Annotated in this window: 19 protein-coding genes and 1 riboswitch; of the genes, 18 read left to right on the top strand and 1 reads right to left on the bottom strand. The window is 33.4% G+C overall.

The window, feature by feature from the left end; translation table 11 throughout:
• Positions 1–290 (top strand): RNA-guided endonuclease TnpB family protein (locus tag Q3V94_RS09135; protein WP_303527046.1); only part of this gene is annotated, 290 nt, incomplete at its 5' end.
• A 216-nt stretch (positions 291–506) separates the two neighbouring features.
• Entirely contained in the window at positions 507–1,607 is a 1,101-nt protein-coding gene (locus tag Q3V94_RS09130; RefSeq protein ID WP_008908808.1) for a PRK06851 family protein, read from the top strand.
• A 19-nt stretch (positions 1,608–1,626) separates the two neighbouring features.
• On the opposite strand, the gene Q3V94_RS09125 is transcribed toward Q3V94_RS09130, so the two are convergent.
• On the bottom strand, positions 1,627–2,430 hold the full coding sequence (locus tag Q3V94_RS09125) for a hypothetical protein (protein WP_303527044.1): 804 nt from the start codon (positions 2,428–2,430) through the stop codon (positions 1,627–1,629).
• A 2-nt stretch (positions 2,431–2,432) separates the two neighbouring features.
• Positions 2,433–2,559, bottom strand: a riboswitch (cyclic di-AMP (ydaO/yuaA leader).
• A gap of 276 nt (positions 2,560–2,835) precedes the next feature.
• Between Q3V94_RS09125 and uvrB the strand changes: the two genes are divergently transcribed.
• From uvrB to Q3V94_RS09045, 16 genes are all read left to right on the top strand, one after another.
• The gene (gene uvrB, locus Q3V94_RS09120; protein WP_303527042.1) at positions 2,836–4,794 is read left to right on the top strand and encodes an excinuclease ABC subunit UvrB; all 1,959 of its coding nucleotides are present in this window, start codon (positions 2,836–2,838) and stop codon (positions 4,792–4,794) included.
• A 1-nt stretch (position 4,795) separates the two neighbouring features.
• Positions 4,796–7,612, top strand: a complete 2,817-nt coding sequence (uvrA, locus tag Q3V94_RS09115) for an excinuclease ABC subunit UvrA (RefSeq protein WP_303527040.1) — start codon at positions 4,796–4,798, stop codon at positions 7,610–7,612.
• A gap of 79 nt (positions 7,613–7,691) precedes the next feature.
• Entirely contained in the window at positions 7,692–8,810 is a 1,119-nt protein-coding gene (locus Q3V94_RS09110) for a hypothetical protein (RefSeq protein ID WP_303527038.1), read from the top strand.
• 106 nt (positions 8,811–8,916) lie between these two features.
• Positions 8,917–9,459 (top strand): YdcF family protein, encoded by a 543-nt coding sequence (locus tag Q3V94_RS09105; RefSeq protein WP_303527051.1) that lies wholly within the window; start codon positions 8,917–8,919, stop codon positions 9,457–9,459.
• A gap of 8 nt (positions 9,460–9,467) precedes the next feature.
• Complete coding sequence (locus Q3V94_RS09100; protein ID WP_303527036.1) at positions 9,468–9,893, top strand: FHA domain-containing protein; 426 nt, start codon at positions 9,468–9,470, stop codon at positions 9,891–9,893.
• 11 nt (positions 9,894–9,904) lie between these two features.
• Entirely contained in the window at positions 9,905–11,110 is a 1,206-nt protein-coding gene (locus tag Q3V94_RS09095) for an FtsW/RodA/SpoVE family cell cycle protein (RefSeq protein ID WP_008908815.1), read from the top strand.
• Complete coding sequence (locus Q3V94_RS09090; protein WP_303527035.1) at positions 11,103–12,530, top strand: penicillin-binding protein 2; 1,428 nt, start codon at positions 11,103–11,105, stop codon at positions 12,528–12,530. Before Q3V94_RS09095 ends, Q3V94_RS09090 begins: the two co-directional genes overlap by 8 nt.
• A 117-nt stretch (positions 12,531–12,647) precedes the next feature.
• A complete protein-coding gene (locus Q3V94_RS09085) occupies positions 12,648–13,256 on the top strand; it encodes a metal-dependent hydrolase (RefSeq protein WP_303527034.1) in 609 nt (202 codons plus the stop codon).
• Positions 13,257–13,278: 22 nt separating this feature from the next.
• Entirely contained in the window at positions 13,279–15,120 is a 1,842-nt protein-coding gene (gene uvrC, locus Q3V94_RS09080; RefSeq protein WP_303527032.1) for an excinuclease ABC subunit UvrC, read from the top strand.
• A gap of 80 nt (positions 15,121–15,200) precedes the next feature.
• A complete protein-coding gene (locus tag Q3V94_RS09075; protein ID WP_303527049.1) occupies positions 15,201–15,917 on the top strand; it encodes a phosphatase in 717 nt (238 codons plus the stop codon).
• A 17-nt stretch (positions 15,918–15,934) separates the two neighbouring features.
• Positions 15,935–17,290, top strand: a complete 1,356-nt coding sequence (locus Q3V94_RS09070) for an RsmF rRNA methyltransferase first C-terminal domain-containing protein (RefSeq protein ID WP_303527029.1) — start codon at positions 15,935–15,937, stop codon at positions 17,288–17,290.
• Between the two features lie 61 nt (positions 17,291–17,351).
• Positions 17,352–18,251, top strand: coding sequence for a UDP-N-acetylmuramate dehydrogenase (gene murB / locus Q3V94_RS09065; protein WP_008908822.1), 900 nt, complete (start codon positions 17,352–17,354; stop codon positions 18,249–18,251).
• Between the two features lie 91 nt (positions 18,252–18,342).
• Entirely contained in the window at positions 18,343–19,434 is a 1,092-nt protein-coding gene (gene hisC, locus Q3V94_RS09060) for a histidinol-phosphate transaminase (protein WP_303527027.1), read from the top strand.
• A 301-nt stretch (positions 19,435–19,735) separates the two neighbouring features.
• Positions 19,736–20,587, top strand: a complete 852-nt coding sequence (locus tag Q3V94_RS09055) for a metal ABC transporter substrate-binding protein (RefSeq protein ID WP_303527024.1) — start codon at positions 19,736–19,738, stop codon at positions 20,585–20,587.
• 11 nt (positions 20,588–20,598) lie between these two features.
• The gene (locus Q3V94_RS09050) at positions 20,599–21,306 is read left to right on the top strand and encodes a metal ABC transporter ATP-binding protein (protein WP_303527021.1); all 708 of its coding nucleotides are present in this window, start codon (positions 20,599–20,601) and stop codon (positions 21,304–21,306) included.
• A gap of 13 nt (positions 21,307–21,319) precedes the next feature.
• Positions 21,320–22,105, top strand: coding sequence for a metal ABC transporter permease (locus Q3V94_RS09045; RefSeq protein WP_303527018.1), 786 nt, complete (start codon positions 21,320–21,322; stop codon positions 22,103–22,105).
• The last annotated feature ends 271 nt before the right edge of the window (positions 22,106–22,376 follow it).

Genomic DNA, 22,376 nt, shown 5'->3' with positions numbered 1-22,376 from the left:
AAGATTTACAGGTAAAGAATATGCAACAAAATCATAAATTAGCCAAAGCAATAACAGAAGTATCATGGGCAGAATTTAGAAGGATGTTAGAATATAAAGCAAGATGGTATGGCAGAGAAATAATAATAGCACCACAAAATTATGCATCAAGTCAAACATGTAGTGAATGTGGATATAAAAATCCTGATGTAAAGAATTTAGCATTGAGAGAATGGAAATGCCCAAAGTGTGGTGCAGTTCATGATAGAGATATAAATGCAAGCAAGAATTTGCTAAAATTAGCCATGTGATTGGTATATATGGGGAAGGAACAGCCCTTTGAGCGTGGGTAATCTGGTAACAGAAGTTACCTTGACCACGAAGCCACCACTTCTATAAGTGGAGGTAGTTCACTTGGAGATAATGCTTTAGGAAAAGAAAATATTTGAATAGTAATTTATAAAATGATTAACATAACAGCCCTCAATTGCATATTATAAATCAGAATTCTATTTTTGGGGGATAATATGGTAAAATCAAGACACTATCTTGCAAGTGCAAACACTTCCGCAGGTTTTGTTAATTATTTTGACTATGTTTTAAGGGATGCCCAAAGGGTTTACATTATAAAAGGAGGCCCTGGAACAGGCAAATCAACCTTTATGAGACTTATCGGAGAAGAACTTTTAAAGGAAGGAATGAACGTTGACTTTGTTCACTGCTCAGCTGATAAGGATTCACTTGATGCAATTGTAATTAACGATATCAATGTTGTAATTGTCGATGGAACTGCACCCCATGTTATTGATCCTAAATATCCTGGGGCAGTTGAGAGATTGCTTGATTTTGGCGAGTATTGGGATATCGATTACTTAAGAAGTAGAAGGGATATTATAAAATTTTATATTGATGAGATAGAAAATCAATACAAAGCATTTTTTAAACATCTAAGAGTTGCTAAATCAATTCACGATAAATGGGAAAAGGAATATTTAAAGGGAATGGATTTTAATAAGGCAAATGAAATCACTGATAGGTTAATTGATGAAGTTATTAAAGGTTGCACCCATAAAAAACCTAAAGAATGGCACAGGTTTGCAGGGGCTATGACACCACAAGGACAAGTATGCTATTATGACAATTTAACGCAGGATATTAAAAATAGATATATAGTAAAGGGAAGACCGGGGACAGGAAAATCAACAATGACAAAAAAGATTGCTCAGGCTGCACTTAATAAAGGTTACGATGTTGAATTTTATCATTGTGCCTTTGATCCATCAAGCATTGATATGATAATAATTAGAGAACTAGATTTTGCTCTACTTGATGGAACTGCACCCCATGTTTTTGAACCTGAACTTGATGATAAGGTTGTTGACATGTTTACTTGTATTGATACGAATATCGTCCATGAGAATGAAGACCCAATAAAGGCAATCGAAAGGGAATATGCTGAGGAGATAAATAAAGCTAAGAAGATTTATACTAACATTAAACAGCTCCACGATGAACTAGAAAAATATTATATCAATGCAATGGATTTTAATAACGTCAATGCATTAAGGATAAGAATAACTAAGACATTGATAGAAATGTATAATACAATGAGCTCTAAAGGGGTTTAATCCTTTAGAGCTCATTTTCTTAAAATCCAGCAGCTTTTTTAATCATTTCTTGATGATCTTTGTCTACTGCACCATCCTTATGTCTTCTACTATTTAAAAAGTGTATATCAATGTGGCCGTCCATTCCGTTTCCTTTTATTTTATCTAAATTCATTCCACGGCCGTAACCACCTGAACGACCATTTACTATTTTTCCTTCTGGTGCTGAGTCAACGCCTGCATGGGGCATAGATGTCATAGATGCTGCAATTCTTCTTCCATTAACTTCAACGATAACAGGGCGCCTTTCCCAAGAAAATCCATTCCATATGTCCTTTATTATTTCGGTATCTTCCTTTGAAGCTGCCTCAACGTCGGCATGTAAATGTCCATATGTTCTTATAACATAAAAGGATTTTCCTGTTAAAAGGTCTATAACCCTGGCTTTAGAACCTATAGAAAATACTTCCTTTGCTACTGACCAATCTAAAAGTTCACCGTATCCAGCTGCACTTCTTGAAGCTACGATTCTTCTGGTTGTCGACTTAGTTGATAATCTTTTTTTTGCAGTGGACTTAGTTGTAACTTTTTTTGGAGCCTTCTTTTTATTAGAAGTGGCTATTTTTGTTTTGCTAGTTTTTGATGTTTTACTTCTTATAGTAGTATTCTTTTTCTTTGAAGCTGTTTTTGAAGAAGATTTATTAACTTTTTTCGTTGTTGTGTCTGCTGAAGATTTCTTTACGGCCCTTGAAGTCTTTTTAGAAGGTGCAGCCTGGACGCTTGTCCATGTCTCTCCGTTAAAAATTAGCAAAATAATTAGTAAGATTGATATGAGCTTTTTCATTTGTATCACCTCTCTATGCCTACGAGGTTAGTTGACGGGTTCGGGAAGAGAGTGTCCCTACCAAATAATTGGATTCACCCCAAAGGATAATCCCCCGTTGTCCAAAAGGACATTCGGCAAAATTTCTCTTATATTATCCCTTATTTATAGAGGCTTGTCAATAGAAATTAATGGAACATATTTACATTATTTTCTTCAAGTGGAACTTTAACTTAAAGTGAATATGTTAAAGTAAAAAATTATACAAAAACTTACATTTGTAAATTCTTGTATAAAAATGATGGCTTGATCGACAAGAAATTATTGTTACTTGCTAATAATTATATTTAGTGTAAAATTATATTTGACTATAAAAAGATAAAGGAATATAATCAAATTGCGAACATTTGTTCTTGAGGTGAAAATATGGGTGAATTTAAAATAGTTTCAAAATTTAAACCAACAGGCGACCAGCCTGAGGCTATAGAAAAGCTGGTTGATGGAATATTAAGGGGAGATAGATGTCAGACTCTTTTAGGGGTAACAGGTTCTGGTAAGACTTTTACTATGGCAAATATAATAGAAAGGGTTCAAAAGCCTACTTTAGTTATTGCCCATAATAAAACCCTTGCTGCACAGCTTTGTAACGAGTTTAGAGAGTTTTTCCCTAATAATGCTGTTGAATATTTTGTTAGTTACTACGATTATTATCAACCTGAAGCTTATGTTCCCCAAAGCGATACCTACATTGAAAAGGATGCATCTATTAACGATGAGATAGATAAATTAAGACACTCGGCAACATCGGCTTTGTTTGAAAGGCGGGATGTCATTATAGTTGCATCAGTTTCATGTATTTATGGCCTTGGAGATCCCTTTGAGTATAAAAACTTAGTTTTATCATTAAGGGTTGGAATGGAAAAGGATAGGGACGATGTTCTTAGAAAACTTATAGATATTCAATATCAAAGAAATGATATAGATTTTCATAGAGGAACCTTTAGAGTTAGGGGAGATGTTGTTGAGATTTTTCCAGCATCCTCCAATGAGAAGGCAATAAGGGTTGAGTTTTTTGGAGATGAGATAGATAGAATTTGTGAGATAGATTTCTTAACTGGAGAAATATTAGCAGAGAGAAATCACGTTTCCATCTATCCGGCATCCCACTATGCCACATCAAAGGAAAAAATTGAAAGGGCAATTGAATCGATAGAAAGGGAGCTTGAGGAAAGATATAAAGAACTTATGGACAATGGGAAACTTCTTGAAGCCCAAAGATTAATGCAAAGGACAAAATATGATATTGAGATGCTAAGGGAAGTTGGATACTGCACAGGCATAGAAAATTATTCAAGGCACTTTGATGGAAGACAACCTGGACAGCCGCCATATACTCTATTAGACTATTTTCCAGATGATTATCTTTTGTTTATAGATGAAAGCCATGTTACTATCCCACAGCTTAGAGCAATGTATGGTGGAGACAAATCAAGAAAAGATAACCTTGTTGAATATGGTTTTAGACTTCCTTCTGCCTATGATAACAGGCCTTTAAAGTTTAACGAATTTGAGAGAAAGATAAATCAAGTAATCTTTGTAAGTGCAACACCGGCTGAATATGAAATAAAAAATTCAACTCAAGTTGTAGAACAAATAATAAGGCCAACAGGTCTTGTGGATCCTGAAATAATAGTAAGACCAGTAAAAGGGCAAATAGATGACCTTATTGGTGAGATATCTAAAACTATTGAAAGAGGATTTAGAGTCCTTGTTACTACTCTTACTAAAAGAATGGCGGAGGATTTAACTTCTTATCTTAAAGAGGCAGGAATTAAGGTTAGATATTTGCATTCTGATATAGATACTATTGAAAGGATGAAAATAATTAGGGATTTAAGGCTTGGAGAATTTGATGTATTAGTTGGGATAAATCTTTTGAGGGAAGGATTAGATATTCCTGAGGTTGCCCTTGTTGCAATTTTAGATGCTGATAAGGAGGGCTTTTTAAGGTCACAAACGTCGCTAATACAGACAATTGGAAGAGCTGCAAGAAATGCTGAAAGCAAAGTTATCATGTATGCAGATACTATTACTGATTCAATGAAACGGGCAATAGATGAAACAAATAGAAGGCGCAAAATACAGATGGAATATAACAAAAAACATGGTATAACTCCAAAAACTATAATAAAGCCTGTATTTGAAGTTATTGAGGCGACAAAGCCGGTTGAAATTAAGGATATAGATTTAAATGAGGAAAACAAGGAACTTCTTATAAAAAATATCGAAGAACAAATGCACAAGGCAGCAAAAGAACTTGACTTTGAAAGGGCTGCTAAGTTAAGAGACCTTTTATTCAAGCTTAAAAAGGAAAAGGAGAGATAGGATGTCTCAAGATAATATAATAATTAAAGGTGCAAGAGAACATAACTTAAAGAATATAGATGTAGAAATTCCAAGAAATAAATTAGTTGTATTAACAGGACTTTCGGGGTCAGGAAAATCTTCCCTTGCCTTTGATACTATCTATGCAGAAGGTCAAAGAAGATATGTAGAATCCCTTTCGGCCTATGCAAGACAGTTTTTAGGTCAGATGGATAAACCGGATGTTGATTATATAGAAGGTTTATCTCCTGCAATTTCAATCGACCAAAAAACCACCAGCAGAAATCCAAGATCAACTGTTGGAACGGTTACAGAAATATACGATTACCTTAGATTATTATATGCAAGAATTGGTGTTCCCCATTGTCCTAATTGCGGTAAAGAAATTAAACAGCAGACTGTTGACCAAATGGTGGATAAAATATTAGAATTCCCTGAAAGAACAAAGCTTCAAATTTTAGCACCTATAGTTAGAGGAAGAAAGGGAGAACATGTTAAGGTATTGGAGAATATAAAAAAGAATGGTTTTGTCAGAGTAAGGATAGACGGTGAAACCTATGAACTTAACGAAGATATTAAATTAGAAAAAAACATAAAGCACAATATAGAAGTTGTTGTAGATAGAATAGTAATAAAAGAAGGAATAAGGTCAAGGCTTACCGACTCAATTGAAACTGCCCTAAAACTTGCTGAGGGTTTAGTTATAGTGCAAATAATAGACGGCGAAGAATTTTTGTTCAGTGAAAAATTTGCCTGCCCAGACTGTGGCATAAGTATTGGGGATCTTGAGCCCAGGATGTTTTCCTTTAACAGCCCCTTTGGTAAGTGCCCTGAGTGTGATGGATTAGGCATCATGATGGAAATTTCCCCTGAGCTCGTAATGGACAGAAGCTTATCGATAAAGGAAGGGGCCATCAAACCCTGGGGGACATTAGATGAATCAGGATGGACCTATGCAGTTGTTAGGGGATTATCGAAACATTATGGGTTTAGCTTAAATGAGCCTCTTGAAAACATAGATGAAAGGGCAGTAGATGTGCTTTTATACGGCAGCGATGGAGAAAAGTTTAAAGTAGAATTTACAAGGGATAATGCGAAGGGAGAAATGCTTTATTCCTTTGAAGGTATTATTCCTAATCTTCAAAGAAGGTATAGGGAAACAAATTCTCAGTATATTAGAGAAGAAATTGAAGGATATATGTCGGTTAAAAAATGTCCACTTTGTAAAGGCGCAAGGCTTAAAAAGGAAAGTCTTGCCGTAACCGTTGGCGGGCTTTCCATAGCCCAGTTAAGCGACCTTACTATAAGGGAGCATCTTGAATTTCTTGAGAAATTGAACTTAACGGAAAAGGAAACAATGATAGCAAATCAAATACTAAAGGAGATAAAAGCAAGGCTTAAATTTTTAGTGGATGTAGGGCTAGATTATTTAACTTTATCAAGGGCAGCATCTACATTGTCAGGTGGTGAATCCCAAAGAATAAGGCTTGCTACCCAGATAGGCTCTGGACTTGTTGGAGTTTTATATATACTTGATGAACCAAGCATAGGGCTTCATCAAAGGGACAACGATAAACTTCTTGCAACTTTAAAGCACTTAAGAGACTTAGGGAACACATTGATAGTCGTTGAACACGATGAGGATACTATAAGGGCCGCAGATTATGTTATAGATATAGGACCTGGTGCAGGGCAGCATGGAGGATATGTTGTGGCAGCAGGAACTCCTGATGAGATTGCCCAATGTGAAAACTCAATAACAGGTCAATATTTAAGCGGAAAAAGGAAAATTGAAGTTCCAAAGGAAAGAAAAAAGCCAAACGGAAAATGGATTGAAGTTAAAGGTGCAAGGGAAAACAATTTAAAGAATATAAATGTTAAATTTCCCCTTGGAGTCTTTACATGTGTTACAGGTGTTTCAGGATCCGGTAAAAGCACCCTTGTAAATGAAATACTTTTCAAGGGTATTGCAAAAAAACTTTATGGTTCAAAATATGAAGTTGGCGCCCATAACGATATACTTGGAATAGAATACATCGACAAAGTTATAGATATAGACCAATCGCCCATAGGAAGAACTCCAAGGTCAAATCCTGCGACATACACAGGAGTGTTTGATCTTATAAGGGAAGTATTTGCTCAAACACCGGAGGCAAAAATGAGGGGATATAAGCCTGGACGGTTCAGCTTTAATGTAAAGGGCGGAAGGTGTGAAGCCTGTGGTGGAGATGGAATAATTAAAATAGAAATGCAGTTTTTATCGGATGTTTATGTCCCATGTGAAGTATGTAAGGGTAAAAGATATAACAGAGAAACGTTGGAGGTGAAATATAAGGGCAAGAATATTGCTGATGTATTGGATATGACAGTAGAAGAAGCCCTTGAATTTTTCGAAAACATTCCAAGGATTAAATCAAAGCTTCAAACCCTTTATGATGTTGGTTTATCCTATATTAAACTTGGCCAACCTTCTACCCAATTATCCGGAGGAGAGGCTCAAAGGATAAAGCTTGCCTATGAGCTTTCAAAAAGAAGCACAGGAAAAACCCTTTATATTTTGGATGAGCCTACAACAGGACTTCATATGGAGGATGTTAGAAAGTTGATTGAGATTATTTATAGATTAGTAGAAACAGGCAATACAGTAGTTGTTATTGAGCATAACCTTGATGTAATAAAGTGTGCTGATTATATTATAGACTTAGGTCCTGAAGGTGGCGACAGAGGTGGACAGGTTATTGCAGAAGGAACTCCAGAAGATATAATAAAAAATGAAAAGTCTTATACAGGGCAGTATTTAAGAAAATATTTGGGATAAAGAGCAGCTGAGGCTGCTCTTTATTTTTTAGAAAAATATGGTAAAATATATATAGGAGTTTAGTTTTGGAGGTATTGCTGTGAAAACTTTATTAAAAATTATATTGATTCCAATATTTCTTATTTTATTTTTTTATGCCCTTACTTTAACCTATTATAAAATAAATCCACCAATAAAACTTACGGATAGGGTGTGGCTGGACAAAAGCGTCCTTCTTGAAAATCCTAATAATGACTGGTATTTTTACTATGGAATATACAATCCAAGTATGTTTGATTTAAAGATAATGGATATGAAAGTTAATTCGAAAAATGTTAAAATTGAAAAATTGGGTCTTCGAGATGTAACCAATAACCCAGAAGAAACATTTAAGGAAATAGATGAAACAAAACCTTTTATTTTAAAAAGGAAGTCCAGAGCACAGATATTATTGGTATTTAGAATATATGGATTAAACTCAGAACTTGAAAATATTGTATTTGATTATACCTTATTAGGTATTCCTTTTAGACAGAGGATAAAAATTGAATTGTTTAATAGTAAAATGCAGAACACTAATGGCAATTTTCAGCCTGTTATCGATGAAATTAAGAAAAATGAAGAAGTTACTTTGATTGCTAAAGACGTTTCAGAGGAAAAGCTGTTGAGTCAAAATGATAGGAAAAGACTTATAGAAGCTTTAGAAAAATCTAATATAATAAATGACGATGACTTTTTTACAGGTCAAGCCATATCACCTGCATTTCCACTTTATATGCTTAGATTTGGAAATAAAGAAATTTTGTTTATAGATAAAACAAAAATTTTAGTTAGGGATCCGAAGTATTTTAGTTTTTATCTTGTTCCAAAGGATATCTGGAATGAGATGGAAAGAATACTTCCTGTAAATAAGCTTAATGATGTTAATGATTTAGTATTTTTATTTAAAGCTGAAAAATTAAAGATAGAGGATATTGAGAATGAAGTTATCAATGGAGATTACACATATATAAAAGAAAAGATAATAAGAACCTTAAGAACTGCAGAGGCGGTTGGTGAATTACAGAACAAAGAAGGTGAAAAATTGATTTTAAAATTCCAAATAAATGGTAAGGAATATGCTATTTACGTCTATAATGATGGTTTTATATATAACAATAATTTTTATGAGAAGAAGGGAATTAAAGAGGATATAGAACTTGCATTACAAGCAGTATAATATCTTATTACAAGACTTGCACTTGCAGGTCTTGTTTTTTTGTGGATATAATATACTTAAATAATCAGGGGGGATTAATTTGAAAAAATTTTTATTTTATGGTTTTATGCTTTTGATTTTGCTGATTTTTTTCTTGGCAGGACAAATTATTTACTTTGGCTATAACAGTAAACCCAAAAAGGCAGATTGCATTATAGTTTTAGGGTGTAAAGTTCGGGGAAATGAACCTAGCCACTTTTTAAAGGCGAGGTTAAATTTAGCCATAGAATTATTTGAAAATGGATATGCAAAATATATAATAGTTTCTGGAGGTCAAGGTAAGAACGAAAATATTTCTGAAGCTGAAGCTATGCAAATATATCTTAAAAGGAAGGGTGTAAAAGAAAAATATATAATAAAAGAGGATAAATCATATTCGACCTATGAAAATTTACTTAATTCAATGGAAATAATGAAATATATGGGTTTTAAAGATGCAATAATAGTATCCAATAAATATCATTTAAAAAGGGCATCTTTAATAGCAAACAAACTTGGAATTAGGGCAAGCTATGCAGGATGCTTTGTTACAGACTGGCTCTACTTTGAAATAACTGGATTTATTAGGGAGATACTTGCTCTTTTAAAGTTTTATATTTTTAACATGTAGGTGATTTTATGAAGGAAATTGCTATGATTTTAAAATTTATTGTTATCGGACTTATATATTTAGTTATTTTTAGAATTATTAAGATAATGTATTTGGATTTAAAGGGTATAAACAGGATAAAAGCTCATAAAAAAGAATTTGCATTGGAAATTAATGATGCTCCTGAGGATATTGGTATAACTAAAGGCTCACTATATATTATTCATAAAGTTATGAGCATAGGAAGAAACTTTGATAACGATTTAGTTATTAAGGATCCATATGTTTCAGGTAACCATGCAAAGATATTCGTAAAAGATGATAGACTATTTATTGAAGATTTAGGCAGCACTAATGGAACATATGTAAATGGGAGGAGAATAGATAAGATTGAACAGATCGAAGAAGGCGATATAATCGATATAGGAAGGATATCCTTAAAAGTTCTTGAATAGGAGATGGCTCTATGGTTAATTTAGAAAAGTCCATACTAAAAAATATATATTTAATTATAATTTTATTATTTCTTATTCTTTCTCTACATCGAGGAACTTTTGAAATAGCTCCATTCATTTATGGTGCTTTTTCTATTATTTTAATTTTCTATGGCCATTTTATAATCAAAAGATTTTATCCCAATGTCGATAAATATCTTTTTATAATTTCGGCTTTTATTGTTCAGTTTGGACTTGTTATGCTTTATAGGTTGGATCTTCAAAGGGCGGTAAGGCAAATGGCTTGGTTTGCAGTTGGTGTTACAGTATTTATATTTGTTCTTTTATTGTTTCCCAACATCAAACGATTAGAAAAATATTCCTTGACATTTGCCCTTTTAACTATAATTATACTAACTTTACCATTATTTTTGGGAAGGGAAATTAAAGGTTCTAAAAACTGGATTCAGATTGGTTCTTTTAGCTTTCAGCCGTCGGAACTTGGGAAATTGTTTATAATATTTTATTTATCCGGCGTAATCAAAAAAATAAACGACTATAAAGATGTTTTGAGATACTCTATTCCAGTAGTTTTATCTATAATCATTTTTGTCCTTGAAAAGGATTTAGGATCAGCCCTTATGTTTTTTGGTATTTTCATGACTATGCTTTATATTGGCACATCAAGAATTAGCTATATATTATCCGGTTTAGGATTGTTCGGCATTGGTGGATTTTTAAGCTATTTTATGTTTGATCATGTTAAAAGAAGGGTAAATATATGGCTAGATCCATGGAAGGATAAATATGGTGCAGGGTATCAGATATGCCAGTCTTTAATTGCAATTGCAAGCGGTGGTTTGTTTGGAACGGGACTTGCAGGAGGACATCCAGAGGTAATTCCTGAAGTTCATACGGATTTTATTTTCTCTGCCATATCAGAGGAGTTTGGACTTTTAGGGGCTATTGCCTTACTTATATTATATCTTCTTTTAATTTATAGGATGTTAAGGACGGCCCTTTATGCTAAAGATGATTTTTCAAGACTTGTTGCTGTTGGTATAGCAAGCATGTTTGCGTTTCAGGTATTTGTTATAGTTGGCGGAGTTACTAAAATGATTCCTCTTACAGGTATTACTTTGCCATTTGTTAGTTATGGAGGAAGTTCTATGACTATTAGTTTTCTTTCTATAGGGATACTTCAAAAGATTTCAGAAGTGGGGAATAGCGATGAATGAAGAAAAACTTCTTAGAAATATAAAGGCTCTTATAGTATTTTTTTCTTTAATTTTTTTGGTTATAATAGGTTATTTAACTTATTTTAATCTATATTTATCAGAAAATATTGTTAGGGACAGTTCAAATCCAAGGATAAAATTATCCGAAGAGGACGTTTTGAGGGGAGCGATATTTGACAGGAATGGGAAGCAGATAGTATATAGTAAGAGAACCAGAGATGGCCAAAAAAGATACTACAAAGATGGCGAAATATTTGCTCACGTTGTAGGTTATAATAGCTATATTTATGGCAAAACAGGAATAGAGCTTTTATATAATGATGCTCTTTCAGGCAAAACATTTTATTACGATTTATTAGGGAGCATTTTTAGAAAGTTTGCCCAAACATTTGAAGGTGAAAAGCGGGGAAGCAACGTTGCACTGACGATAGACTATGCTCTTCAATATAGGGCCTATAAATTGCTCGGTAGCGATAAAGGGGCAATTGTTGTATTAAATCCAAAGACGGGTGAGATTTTAGCTTTAGTATCTAAGCCATCCTTTGACCCTGAAAGTATAGATAAAAATTTTAAAAAATATAAAAACGATGTTGAGGGGAATCCATTTTTAAATAGAGCAACTCAAGGGTTTTATCCACCAGGCTCAACCTATAAAATAATTACAGCAGCTGCCGCGCTGAAGAATATCGAAAACATAGGAAATGAAAAATGGCTATGCACCGGGAAGTTAAAAATAGGGGACTATGTTCTAAAGGATTTTAACTCAGAAGCCCATGGAAAAATAGATTTGAAGAAAGCTTTTACTAAGTCATGCAATTTTACCTTTGGCAGTTTAGGAATGGAGCTGGGATTTAATAATCTTAATCGTGAAGCTGAAAAATTTTTATTTAATAAGGATATAGTCCTTGAGGATTTAGTTATAAGAAAGTCTACATATAATTTAGAAGATAAAAACAGTAGAGCACTTTTAGCCCAATCTGCAATAGGACAGCATGGAGTTGCAACAAATCCACTGCAAATGGCACTTGTTGCAGCAACAATTGCTAATGAAGGCATAATGATGAAACCATATTTGGTGAAAGAAATTAAAGATGAGTATGGTGTAGTATTAGAAAGAAAGAAACCTCAGGTCTTAACAAGGGCCATCGACAAGGAAACAGCTGAGAAGATAAAGGAATATATGATTGATGTAGTTAACAAAGGAACTGGCGTTAGAGCAAAATTGTCTAATATAGTTATAGCAGGTAAAACTGGAACGGCAGAGATTCCAAATAGCAGCGAAACTCATTCATGGTTTGTTGGATTTGCACCGGCTAATAATCCACAGATTGCCTTTGCAATAATCGTTGAAAAAGGAGGAACAGGCGGTAAAAGAGCGGCTGAAATAGCAAGGGAGCTTGTAAGTGAATATTTTAAATAAGGGGGAGAGGTTGTCTCTTCCCTTTTTCTTTTGATAAGACAATTTAGCTACAAACACTTGTTCGATAGATAGTTTTGGTATATACTATAGGTAAAGTTTACATAAAGGGGAGTTAACATGACGGGAAAAACCCATGTTGGGATTGGAGTAATATCTGCAGTAGCATTATCGCAGTATAAGATGGTAGAATTATCATTAGGAGGACTTTTAGTTTGTGCTATAGCCTCCCTTTTGCCTGATATAGATCATCCTAAAGCTCTCTTGAATAAATATATACTTCCTATTAAAAATAAAGCAGTAAAGACGACGATATATTTTACATTAGGGGTATTTTTCTTGCTTTTAAACTTTTTTTATTTAAACTTAAAATACGTAGAAACTATAGGGATATTTTTTGTTTTAACAGGTTTTTCTTCCCATAGAAATGGAATAACCCATAGTTTAACCGGTCTTTTATGTTTTGGTGGCACCTTTGGTTATGCTGCAAGGATATATGGTTTTAAGGAATATATAGTGCCTTTTTTTATAGGATATGGGCTACATTTAATAGCTGATATGTTTACTAATAGAGGTGTTTCTCTTTTTTATCCCTTTAAAAAGAAAAAATACAAAATGCCAATAACCTTTGCAGTAGGGTCCTTTTGGGGAAATCTATTTGAAGGCCTTATAATCTCCATTGGCCTTATTTATCTTACCTTTAAACTTCCTGAAATATTATTAAAATAAATAATTTTAGGAGAGTGGAAGTATGTTTGATATAAATGAGGCGCTAAAAAATCTTCCGGATAGCCCAGGAGTTTATGTAATGAAGGATGAAAATGGAGAAATAATTTATATAGGAAAGGCTGTATCTTTAAAGAATAGGGTAAGACAGTATTTCCAAAACTCTAAAAACCAACATCCTAAAGTTAGGGCTATGGTAAGCCAAATCAAGGAATTCGAATATATATTAACAGATAATGAACTTGAAGCATTAATTCTCGAATGCAACCTTATAAAAAAACATAAACCCAAGTATAATATTTTGCTTAAGGATGATAAGCACTATCCATATATAAAAGTGACACTAAATGAAGAATATCCAAGGGTATTGATGGTAAGAAAGCTTGAAAAGGATGGGGCAAAGTATTTTGGTCCCTTTACCGATGTTTCTGCTGTAAAGGAAACATTGATGTTAATAAAAAAACTATTTAAGATTAGGACATGTAATAGAAATGTTAGTTTTGGGATTGAGGTTGGGCGCCCCTGTTTAAATTATCATATTGGGCTTTGCCTTGCACCTTGTAAAGGCGATGTTAAAAGGGAAACTTACATGCAGATGATAGAAGGTATAATTAAGCTATTAAATGGAAAACATGAAGAAATAATTAAGGAATTGGAAGATAAAATGTTAAAGGCATCAGAGAACTTAGAATTTGAAAGGGCAGCAGAGTATAGAGATCAAATAAATGCCATAAGGAAAATTCAGCAAAAACAAAAGATTATATCATCGGTCCTTGAAGATGAGGATGTTATAGCTTTTGCAAGAGATGAAAATGGTACCTGCCTTCAGATGTTCTATATAAGGGGTGGAAAGCTTTTAGGTAGTAAAAACTTTTACTTTAAAGATGCTGATGATATAGATGAGCTCTTATCACAATTTATAGTTCAATATTATACAAGTGAAGAATACATTCCAAGGGATATTGTTCTGCAGAGGGATATTCCAGAAATAAGTATAATAGAGTCTTATTTATCAAAGCAAAGAGGAAGTAAAGTAAAGATAAGGGTTCCTAAAAAGGGGGATAAATTAGACCTTGTTGAAATGGCTAAAAAAAATGCAGAGGCAGCCCTTAATCAGGTTAAGGCAAAAATAATAAAAGAAAGGCAAAAAACCTTTGGTGCCCTTGAGGAGCTTAAAGCAATACTTGGATTGGAAAAGTTGCCAATTAGGATAGAGGCCTATGATATTTCAAATATTAGTGGCGTAGATATGGTAGGTTCTATGGTTGTATTTGAAAACGGAAGGGAAGCTAAAAAAGAGTATAGAAGATTTAAAATAAAAAACGTCAAAGGGCAAAATGACTATGATGCCCTAGAGGAGGTTCTAAGAAGAAGGTTTTATAGGTATTTTGAAGAAATAAAAAATAAGGATAACCCTAAAAATAAGTTTAATAAACTTCCTGATCTTATCCTAATGGATGGAGGGATAGGTCAAGTTAATGTGGCGTTGAAGGTTTTAGAAGAATTCGGACTTAACATAGAAGTTGCAGGGATGGTTAAGGATGAAAAACATAAGACAAGGGCATTAGTTTTTAATGGTGATGAAATTTCTATTTTAAAGGATTCCAATTCCTTCAAACTTATATATAAAATCCAAGAGGAAGTTCATAGGTTTGCTATTGAATATCATAGAAGCTTAAGAACAAAAAGTGTTATTAAGTCTGAACTCGATGAAATTCAAGGAATTGGACCGAAAAGAAAAATGGAACTTATTAAACATTTCAAAAGCATAGAAAACATAAAAAATGCCACAATTGAAGAGCTAATGATGGTAAAGGGTATGAATAAAAATATAGCACAAAAGGTTTATGAATATTTTCACAGTTAATTTATTAACGTTGAAGATAGCTCTTTTAGATGTTAAAATATAAAAGGTTTATTTTTGATTATAATGGGGTGATTGAATTGATTAAACCTTTAATAGATACACATACTCATACAATAGCGAGTGGCCATGCCTACAGCACTTTGATTGAAAATTGTTTGGAGGCAAGTAAAAAGGGAATTAAATTAATTGCTATGACAGATCACGGCCCCGCCATGCCAGGAGGACCTCATAAATTTCATTTTGGCAATTTGAAGGTTATACCTCAATTTATCCATGGGGTTGAAGTTTTAAAGGGTGTTGAGCTAAATATAATAGATTATGAAGGAAATATAGATCTTGATGCAGGACGATTAAGCAAATTAGATTTTGTAATAGCAAGTTTGCATGATGTATGCATAATGCCAGGAAGTGTAAAGGATAATACAAGAGCATTAATTGGTGCAATTAGAAATAAATATGTTCATGCGATAGCCCATCCTGGAAACCCAATTTTTGAAATTGATATAGATGAGGTTCTAAAGGCTGCAAAGGAATATAATGTTCTAATTGAGATTAATAACAGTTCCTTTACAACATCAAGACCGGGAAGTTATGAAAACTGCAAAAGAATAGCATATAAGGCCCTTGAAAATGGCAACCTTTTAACGACAGGAAGCGATGCTCATATCTGCTATGAAGTAGGATTGCTTGATAAGTCGGTTTCTTTATTGGAGGAACTTGGGGCAGATGAAAAATATGTAATTACTACTGATGTAGAAAGATTTAAAAAATTTTTGGAAGAAAAAAGGGCTTTTTAACGTTGGAGGAGAATTGGATGAAACTGCCAGACAGGTTTTTAGATAGGATGAAATTTCTTTTGAAGGATGAATTTGAAGCTTTTTTAGGGAGCTACAAAGAAGATAGATACCAAGGGATTAGAGTAAATACTTTAAAGATAGACTATGAAGAATTTTTAAAGATATGCCCCTTTGAGATAAAGGGAGAAGTTCCATGGGCAAAAAATGGACTTTATATAAGTGAAGAAAAACCAGGAAGGCATCCATATCATGCTGCAGGACTTTACTATATTCAAGAGCCCAGTGCAATGTCCGTAACACCTCAGCTTAACATTAAGCCTGGAGAAAGGGTTTTAGACCTTTGTGCATCGCCTGGGGGAAAATCCACTCAGGCTGCCTGTTACTTAAATGGAGAGGGTCTCTTGGTTTCAAACGAAATAAAGCTTAAAAGGGCCCAGATACTTGTTCAAAACATAGAAAGAATGGGCATAAAAAATGCAATAGTTACAAATAATTCACCAGAAGAGCTAGAAAAGGTATTTGTAGGGTATTTCGACAAGGTAATAGTTGATGCACCTTGTTCAGGAGAAGGTATGTTTAAAAAGGACAAAGATGCTCTGAACCAATGGAGTGAGGAAAATGTTTTAGGATATCAATCAATGCAAAGGGAAATATTAAAAAGTGCAGCAAAAATGGTAAAGCCTGGTGGATTAATAATATACTCAACATGCACCTTTTCTGTTGAGGAGAATGAATTCATAGTAGATGAATTTTTAAAGAAACATGAGGAATTTGAACTTATTAACATAGAAAAAAACTATGGTTTTAGAGAAGGGTTTTTTGAAATTTTAGACAACGAAGAACTTAAAAAGACAGCAAGGCTCTTTCCACACAGACTAAAGGGTGAAGGACACTTCTTGGCATTATTTTATAAAAAAGATGGGGAGGTAAAATCTCCTCAAAGGATAAAATCCAATATAAAAAAGCAGAATATATCGGACTTTAAGGAATTTGAAAAGAATTATCTTAACAAAAAATTTGATGAAGATAGATTTTTTTTGAGGGGAGACAGACTATATTATCTTCCGGAAAATTCCTTTGATTTTACACCCCTTAATGTGTTAAGGCCAGGGATTTTGCTTGGTGAATTTAAAAAGAATAGGTTTGAGCCGGACTATTCCTTAGCAGCATCTTTAAAGCCGCATGAAGCTAAATTAAATATTAGTTTATCCAGTAAAACAAATGAAGCGGATAAATATATCGAAGGTTATACCTTGAATTTTGATTTAGAGGATGGCTGGTATCTTGTTGATGTTGATGGGTATTCTTTATCCTGGGGGAAGATGTCAAAGGGTATTTTAAAAAATTATTTTCCAAAGGCTTTACGTTGGTAATTACATTAAATTTGTTTAAATATATTATATAGTAAAGGACTAAAGGAGTTGAGAAAAAAAGATGGATATAAAAAACGAACTTGAAAGGATATTAGGTTCTGGACAAGTTTTAATAGATGAGCCGATGAAAAATCATACATCCTTTAAAATTGGAGGTCCTGCTGATTTTTTAGTTATTCCAAATAGCAAAGAAGAACTTGTAGATTTAATAAAATTTTTAAGGAAGAAAAATATAAAATATTATTTAATAGGCAACGGATCTAATCTTTTGGTTTCCGACAAGGGAATAAGAGGGGTTGTAATAAAAACAACAAGTTTAAATAAAGTTGAGGTAATCGGTGAAAGGGTAATCTCAGAAGCAGGAGCATCCCTTGCAAAGGTTTCAGCAGAGGCATTAAGAAACTCTCTAAAGGGGATGGAATTTGCATCCGGAATACCCGGGAGCATAGGTGGAGCTGTTTTTATGAATGCTGGTGCCTACTGCGGTGAAATGAAGGATATAGTAGAAAGAGTAATGGTTTTAGATAGGGAAGGGAATGTTAGAAATTTAAAAAATGAAGAGTTGGAATTTGCATATAGGTTTAGCAATGTTCAAAAAAATGAATATATAGTTTTAGAAGTAGAATTAAAATTAGAAAAAGGGAATTTTGATGAAATAAAGGCACTTATGGAGGACTTAAATAGGAAAAGAGCAGAAAAACAGCCTTTAAATTATCCAAGTGCAGGAAGTGTATTTAAAAGGCCAGAAGGATATTATGCTGGAAAACTTATAGAAGATGCAGGATTAAAGGGAGCTAAAGTTGGCGGTGCGATGGTTTCAGAAAAGCATGCAGGATTTATAATAAACTTTGACAATGCTACATGTGAAGATGTTCTAAACCTTATTAAACTAATCCAAACAAAGGTATATGAAAAGTTTGGGGTCATGCTTGAAACAGAAGTAAAATATCTAGGTGAATAGGAGCATAGCTCCTATTTTTTTGTTTGCAAAATATTAAGAAAAATGAGATAATTAAAATTGTCAAGAAAATTTAAAAAATAGGGGGATGGCGATGAAACTAAGAGAATCTGTTTTAAGGCTAAAACCTTATACGGCAGGTAAACCAATTAATGAAGTAAAAAGAGAATTGGGGCTTAATGATATTATTAAATTGGCATCAAATGAAAATCCTTTAGGTTGTTCACCTATGGTTACGAAGGTAATAAATGAATTAGCATACCAAGTTAATTTATATCCTGATGCTGCAAATTTTGATTTAAAAAGGGAATTAGCTGAAGAATTAGGAGTAAAACCTGATAATATATTTTTAGGAACAGGTTCTGATTCGATTATAAGGGCGATATGCTCTATTTTTATCGATCCGGGCGATGAAAGCATAATGGGTGAAGTTTCCTTCCAAAGATATGAGGATAATACAAAGATAATGGGTGGGAATGTTGTAAAAATTCCTATGAAAAATCATAAACTTGATGTAGAAAAAATGGTAGATGCTATTACAGAAAGAACTAAAATATTGTGGTTTTGCACACCAAATAATCCCACCGGACCAATTATAAAAAAGGATGAACTTTTTAGCATAATAGATAAAATTCCAAAGGATGTTATTTTTGTAATGGATGAGGCGTATTATGAATATGTGGATGACCCAGATTATCCTCAAACCATTCCTTTGCTTGGAAAATATCCCAATATGATTATTTTAAGAACCTTTTCAAAGGCCTATGGACTTGCAGGATTAAGGGTTGGTTATGGAATTGCAAATGAAAATATAGCAAAATATATAAATGCAGTTGTAGGTCCCTTTGATGTTAACTTAATTGCCCAAAATGCAGCACTTGCAGCATTAAAAGATAAAGAATTTTTAAGGAAGGTCGTGGAACTTAATAAAAAATCAAGAGAGTATTTTTATGAAGAATTTAAAAATATAGGACTTGAATATATAGAAAGTCAAGCAAACTTTGTAATGGTCGATTTAAAGGCTGATGATAAGGTGGTATTCAATGAACTCTTAAAAAGAGGCGTGATAGTAAGGCCAGGACATTTATTCGAGATGCCAGGGTGGATAAGAGTTTCAACTGGAAGGATGGAGCAAAATGAAAGATTTATATCAGCATTAAAAGAAGTTTTAAAAGGGATGCACTAAGCATCCTTTTTTCATGGTTTTGACATATATTGCTATGTTATGTATAATTAGCATATGATGTGAACTACCCCCACTTATAGAAGTGGTGGCTTCGTGGTCAATACTCCCAGCGGAGCAAGTTATCCCACGCTCAAAGGGCTGTTCCTTCCCCAGATATACCAATTACATGGTTTATTTTAGCTTGGTTTTCGCTATAATAATTGTAGCATTTTTTATATATTTTTGCAACATTCATCACCCACTTACAGAAGTGTGCGACTTCTGTTGCTGTTTATGTTAAAATAAAAGAAGGAGTGATTGTATGAAGAGGTTATTTACAATCATTATTTTATCATTGATGATTTTATTTTCTGCTTGTTCAAAGATTACTAAGCAGAATAACAAAATATACACAACTATTTATCCTGTATACTCAATAACGAAATTTATTGCAGGAGACAAATTCGAAGTTGAAAGAATAGTTAAAGGAACTGCAGAACCTCATTCCTTCGAACCACAAACTCAGGATATTGCTGAAATGATGGAATCAAGAGCAGTGTTTTATATAGGGCATATCGATGAATGGGCAAAAAAGGCTTCGGAGGGCAGCAATGTTAAAATTGTTGAGGTATCCGAAGGTATAAATAAAATAGAAGAGGATCCTCATGTATGGACGTCACCTAAAAATGCAATAATTATAGCTGAAAACATAAAAAATACATTGATAGAGATAGATTCTGTTAACAAAGATTATTATGAAGAAAACTTTTATAAGTTAAAACTTGAAATGGAAAGAATCAATGAAAAGTTTGAAAAGGAAAAGGCAAATTTAAAAAGGGACGTTTTTGTTATTGCTCATCCTGCATTTGGCTATTTAGCGAGGGATTTTGGATTAACTCAGGTAGCTTTAACAGGACAGGAGGAGGTTGAGGAGCCTTCACCAAAGGAGGTTGCAAAGGTTATTGATTTTATTAAAGAAAAGAATATAAAATATATATTATTCGATAGGACAGAAAATGAAAACATAATAAGACCGGTTGTTGAAGCGACTGGGGTAGAAAAACTTGAAATATTTGGCATGGGTGCTGTCCCTCAGGATGTTGAAAAAAAGGAAAATTATGTTACACTTATGGAAAAGAATATAGATAATATTATAAAAGCATTAAAGGAATGAAGGTGTCGTATATGATTGAGCTTATAGATGTTTCTTTTGGCTTTGAGGAAAAAATTGTTCTTAAGGATATAAACTTGAAAATAGAAAAGGGAGAACTTTGCACTATAGTAGGTCCAAATGGTTCAGGAAAGAGCACATTGGTTCATGTTATTACAGGTATATATAAACCTTATAAAGGAATAGTAAAATTGTTTGGACGGGAAGATTGTAAGGAACAAAAGAGAAAAATCTCCTTTGTTCCTCAAAAGGTTTCAAGCTTTAATCAGCTTTTTCCTATCAGTGTTAAGGAAACTGTCCTTTTAGGATTAGTCCCTCAAAAGGGATTTTTTAGGAGGTTTAACAAAGAGGACTTTAAAAAGGCAGATGATATTTTAAAAAAATTAGATTTATATGAAACGAAGGATAAACAGCTTGGTAAACTTTCCGGTGGACAGCAGCAAAGAGTTTTTATAGCAAGGGCTCTTATATCAGAGCCAGAAATACTGATATTGGATGAGCCTACTGTGGGAATAGATTCAAAATCAGAGGAAATCCTATATAATCTTTTACTTGAACAAAAGAAAAATAATACAACGATAGTTATGGTTACCCATGATATTTTTGCAATAAAGGATTATGCCGATAAGGTTGTTTGCATGAAAGATGGGGAGATTTTAACTATATTTGGTGCAAAGGAATTTTCAGCAAAAAAATACAAACAAATATATCTTACGGATTAAAGGAAGTGTTGGCATGTTAAGATATGCTTTTATGCAAAGGGCTTTTATAGCTGGAATTATAATTTCCATTATAGCGCCACTTATTGGAAATTATATTATTTTAAAACGCTTTTCACAAATTGGTGATACATTATCCCATAGTGCCATTTTAGGCGTTGCTTTAGGATTATTAATCGGTATAAACCCACTTATTGGAGCTCTTGTTATAACAATATTTTTTGCGATAGCACTAGAAAGATTAAGAAAAGAATTTAAGGGCTTTGCAGAAATTTCATTATCAATGATTACAATGGCCTCTTTAGGCTTTTCAGCCATTATATTTAGTAGGATAAAAAGCTCCGCAAATGTAATGAATTATTTGTTTGGCAGTATTGTTGCTATATCACGGGCAGATTTAATTTTGATTTTATTAATTGCAATTCCTTCCGTGTTGTTAATCCTGATTTTTCAGAAGGAGCTTTTATATATTTGCTTTGATGAGGATGGAGCTTATGTTTCTGGAATTAATGTAAAGCTTTTAAATCTTGTTTTAAATATTTTAGTTGCTCTTGTTATTGGGATTTCCTTAAGAATCGTAGGAGGATTTTTAATTTCAGCCCTATTAGTTATTCCTGGCGCAATATCCATGAAACTTGTATCAAACTTTAGAAAACTTCAACTATATTCAGTGCTGATTTCACTATTTTCTGTTGTCTTTGGAATTATTTTATCTTTTTATCTAAATATATCTCCTGGTGGAAGTATTGTGGTTATTTTCACATGTTTATATGCAATAACAGAGTTTAAAAAAGGCATGTAAGTCTTAACCTTACATGCCTCAGATTGTAGACAAACTCTCATTTGTGTTTAGACTTTGCAAGAGCCCCGTGAATGGATTTCAAAAAGGCATCTCTCATGAGCTCTAGCAATTCTTGCTTTTCGACTTTTCAAAAGTCCGTAATTCTGCACACGGACGTGCAGAGCCGAGTGGCCGACACGGATGTCGGCTCACGAGGGTAGGACTTTTGAAAACAAAGAAAAGCTTAGAATTGCTTAGCGAAATGAGCGAATGCCAGGGAAATCCTTCACGG

Source organism: Caloramator sp. CAR-1, from assembly GCF_030546345.1.
GTDB lineage: Bacteria > Bacillota > Clostridia > Clostridiales > Caloramatoraceae > Caloramator > Caloramator australicus.
The sequence above is the reverse complement of the archived record's forward strand: the minus strand, read 5'-3'. Positions and strand labels throughout refer to the sequence as shown.

What these genes read in the sequence shown, in the direction of transcription:
- Q3V94_RS09050 (WP_303527021.1), top strand. Translation starts at nt 20,599, where the DNA reads ATGATTGAGCTTATAGATGTTTCTTTTGGCTTTGAGGAAAAAATTGTT.
- murB (WP_008908822.1), top strand. Translation starts at nt 17,352, where the DNA reads ATGGATATAAAAAACGAACTTGAAAGGATATTAGGTTCTGGACAAGTT.
- uvrB (WP_303527042.1), top strand. Translation starts at nt 2,836, where the DNA reads ATGGGTGAATTTAAAATAGTTTCAAAATTTAAACCAACAGGCGACCAG.
- Q3V94_RS09095 (WP_008908815.1), top strand. Translation starts at nt 9,905, where the DNA reads ATGGTTAATTTAGAAAAGTCCATACTAAAAAATATATATTTAATTATA.
- Q3V94_RS09130 (WP_008908808.1), top strand. Translation starts at nt 507, where the DNA reads ATGGTAAAATCAAGACACTATCTTGCAAGTGCAAACACTTCCGCAGGT.
- Q3V94_RS09085 (WP_303527034.1), top strand. Translation starts at nt 12,648, where the DNA reads ATGACGGGAAAAACCCATGTTGGGATTGGAGTAATATCTGCAGTAGCA.
- uvrC (WP_303527032.1), top strand. Translation starts at nt 13,279, where the DNA reads ATGTTTGATATAAATGAGGCGCTAAAAAATCTTCCGGATAGCCCAGGA.
- Q3V94_RS09090 (WP_303527035.1), top strand. Translation starts at nt 11,103, where the DNA reads ATGAATGAAGAAAAACTTCTTAGAAATATAAAGGCTCTTATAGTATTT.
- uvrA (WP_303527040.1), top strand. Translation starts at nt 4,796, where the DNA reads ATGTCTCAAGATAATATAATAATTAAAGGTGCAAGAGAACATAACTTA.
- Q3V94_RS09105 (WP_303527051.1), top strand. Translation starts at nt 8,917, where the DNA reads ATGCTTTTGATTTTGCTGATTTTTTTCTTGGCAGGACAAATTATTTAC.
- Q3V94_RS09100 (WP_303527036.1), top strand. Translation starts at nt 9,468, where the DNA reads ATGAAGGAAATTGCTATGATTTTAAAATTTATTGTTATCGGACTTATA.
- Q3V94_RS09045 (WP_303527018.1), top strand. Translation starts at nt 21,320, where the DNA reads ATGTTAAGATATGCTTTTATGCAAAGGGCTTTTATAGCTGGAATTATA.
- Q3V94_RS09070 (WP_303527029.1), top strand. Translation starts at nt 15,935, where the DNA reads ATGAAACTGCCAGACAGGTTTTTAGATAGGATGAAATTTCTTTTGAAG.
- Q3V94_RS09055 (WP_303527024.1), top strand. Translation starts at nt 19,736, where the DNA reads ATGAAGAGGTTATTTACAATCATTATTTTATCATTGATGATTTTATTT.
- Q3V94_RS09125 (WP_303527044.1), bottom strand. Translation starts at nt 2,430, where the DNA reads ATGAAAAAGCTCATATCAATCTTACTAATTATTTTGCTAATTTTTAAC.
- hisC (WP_303527027.1), top strand. Translation starts at nt 18,343, where the DNA reads ATGAAACTAAGAGAATCTGTTTTAAGGCTAAAACCTTATACGGCAGGT.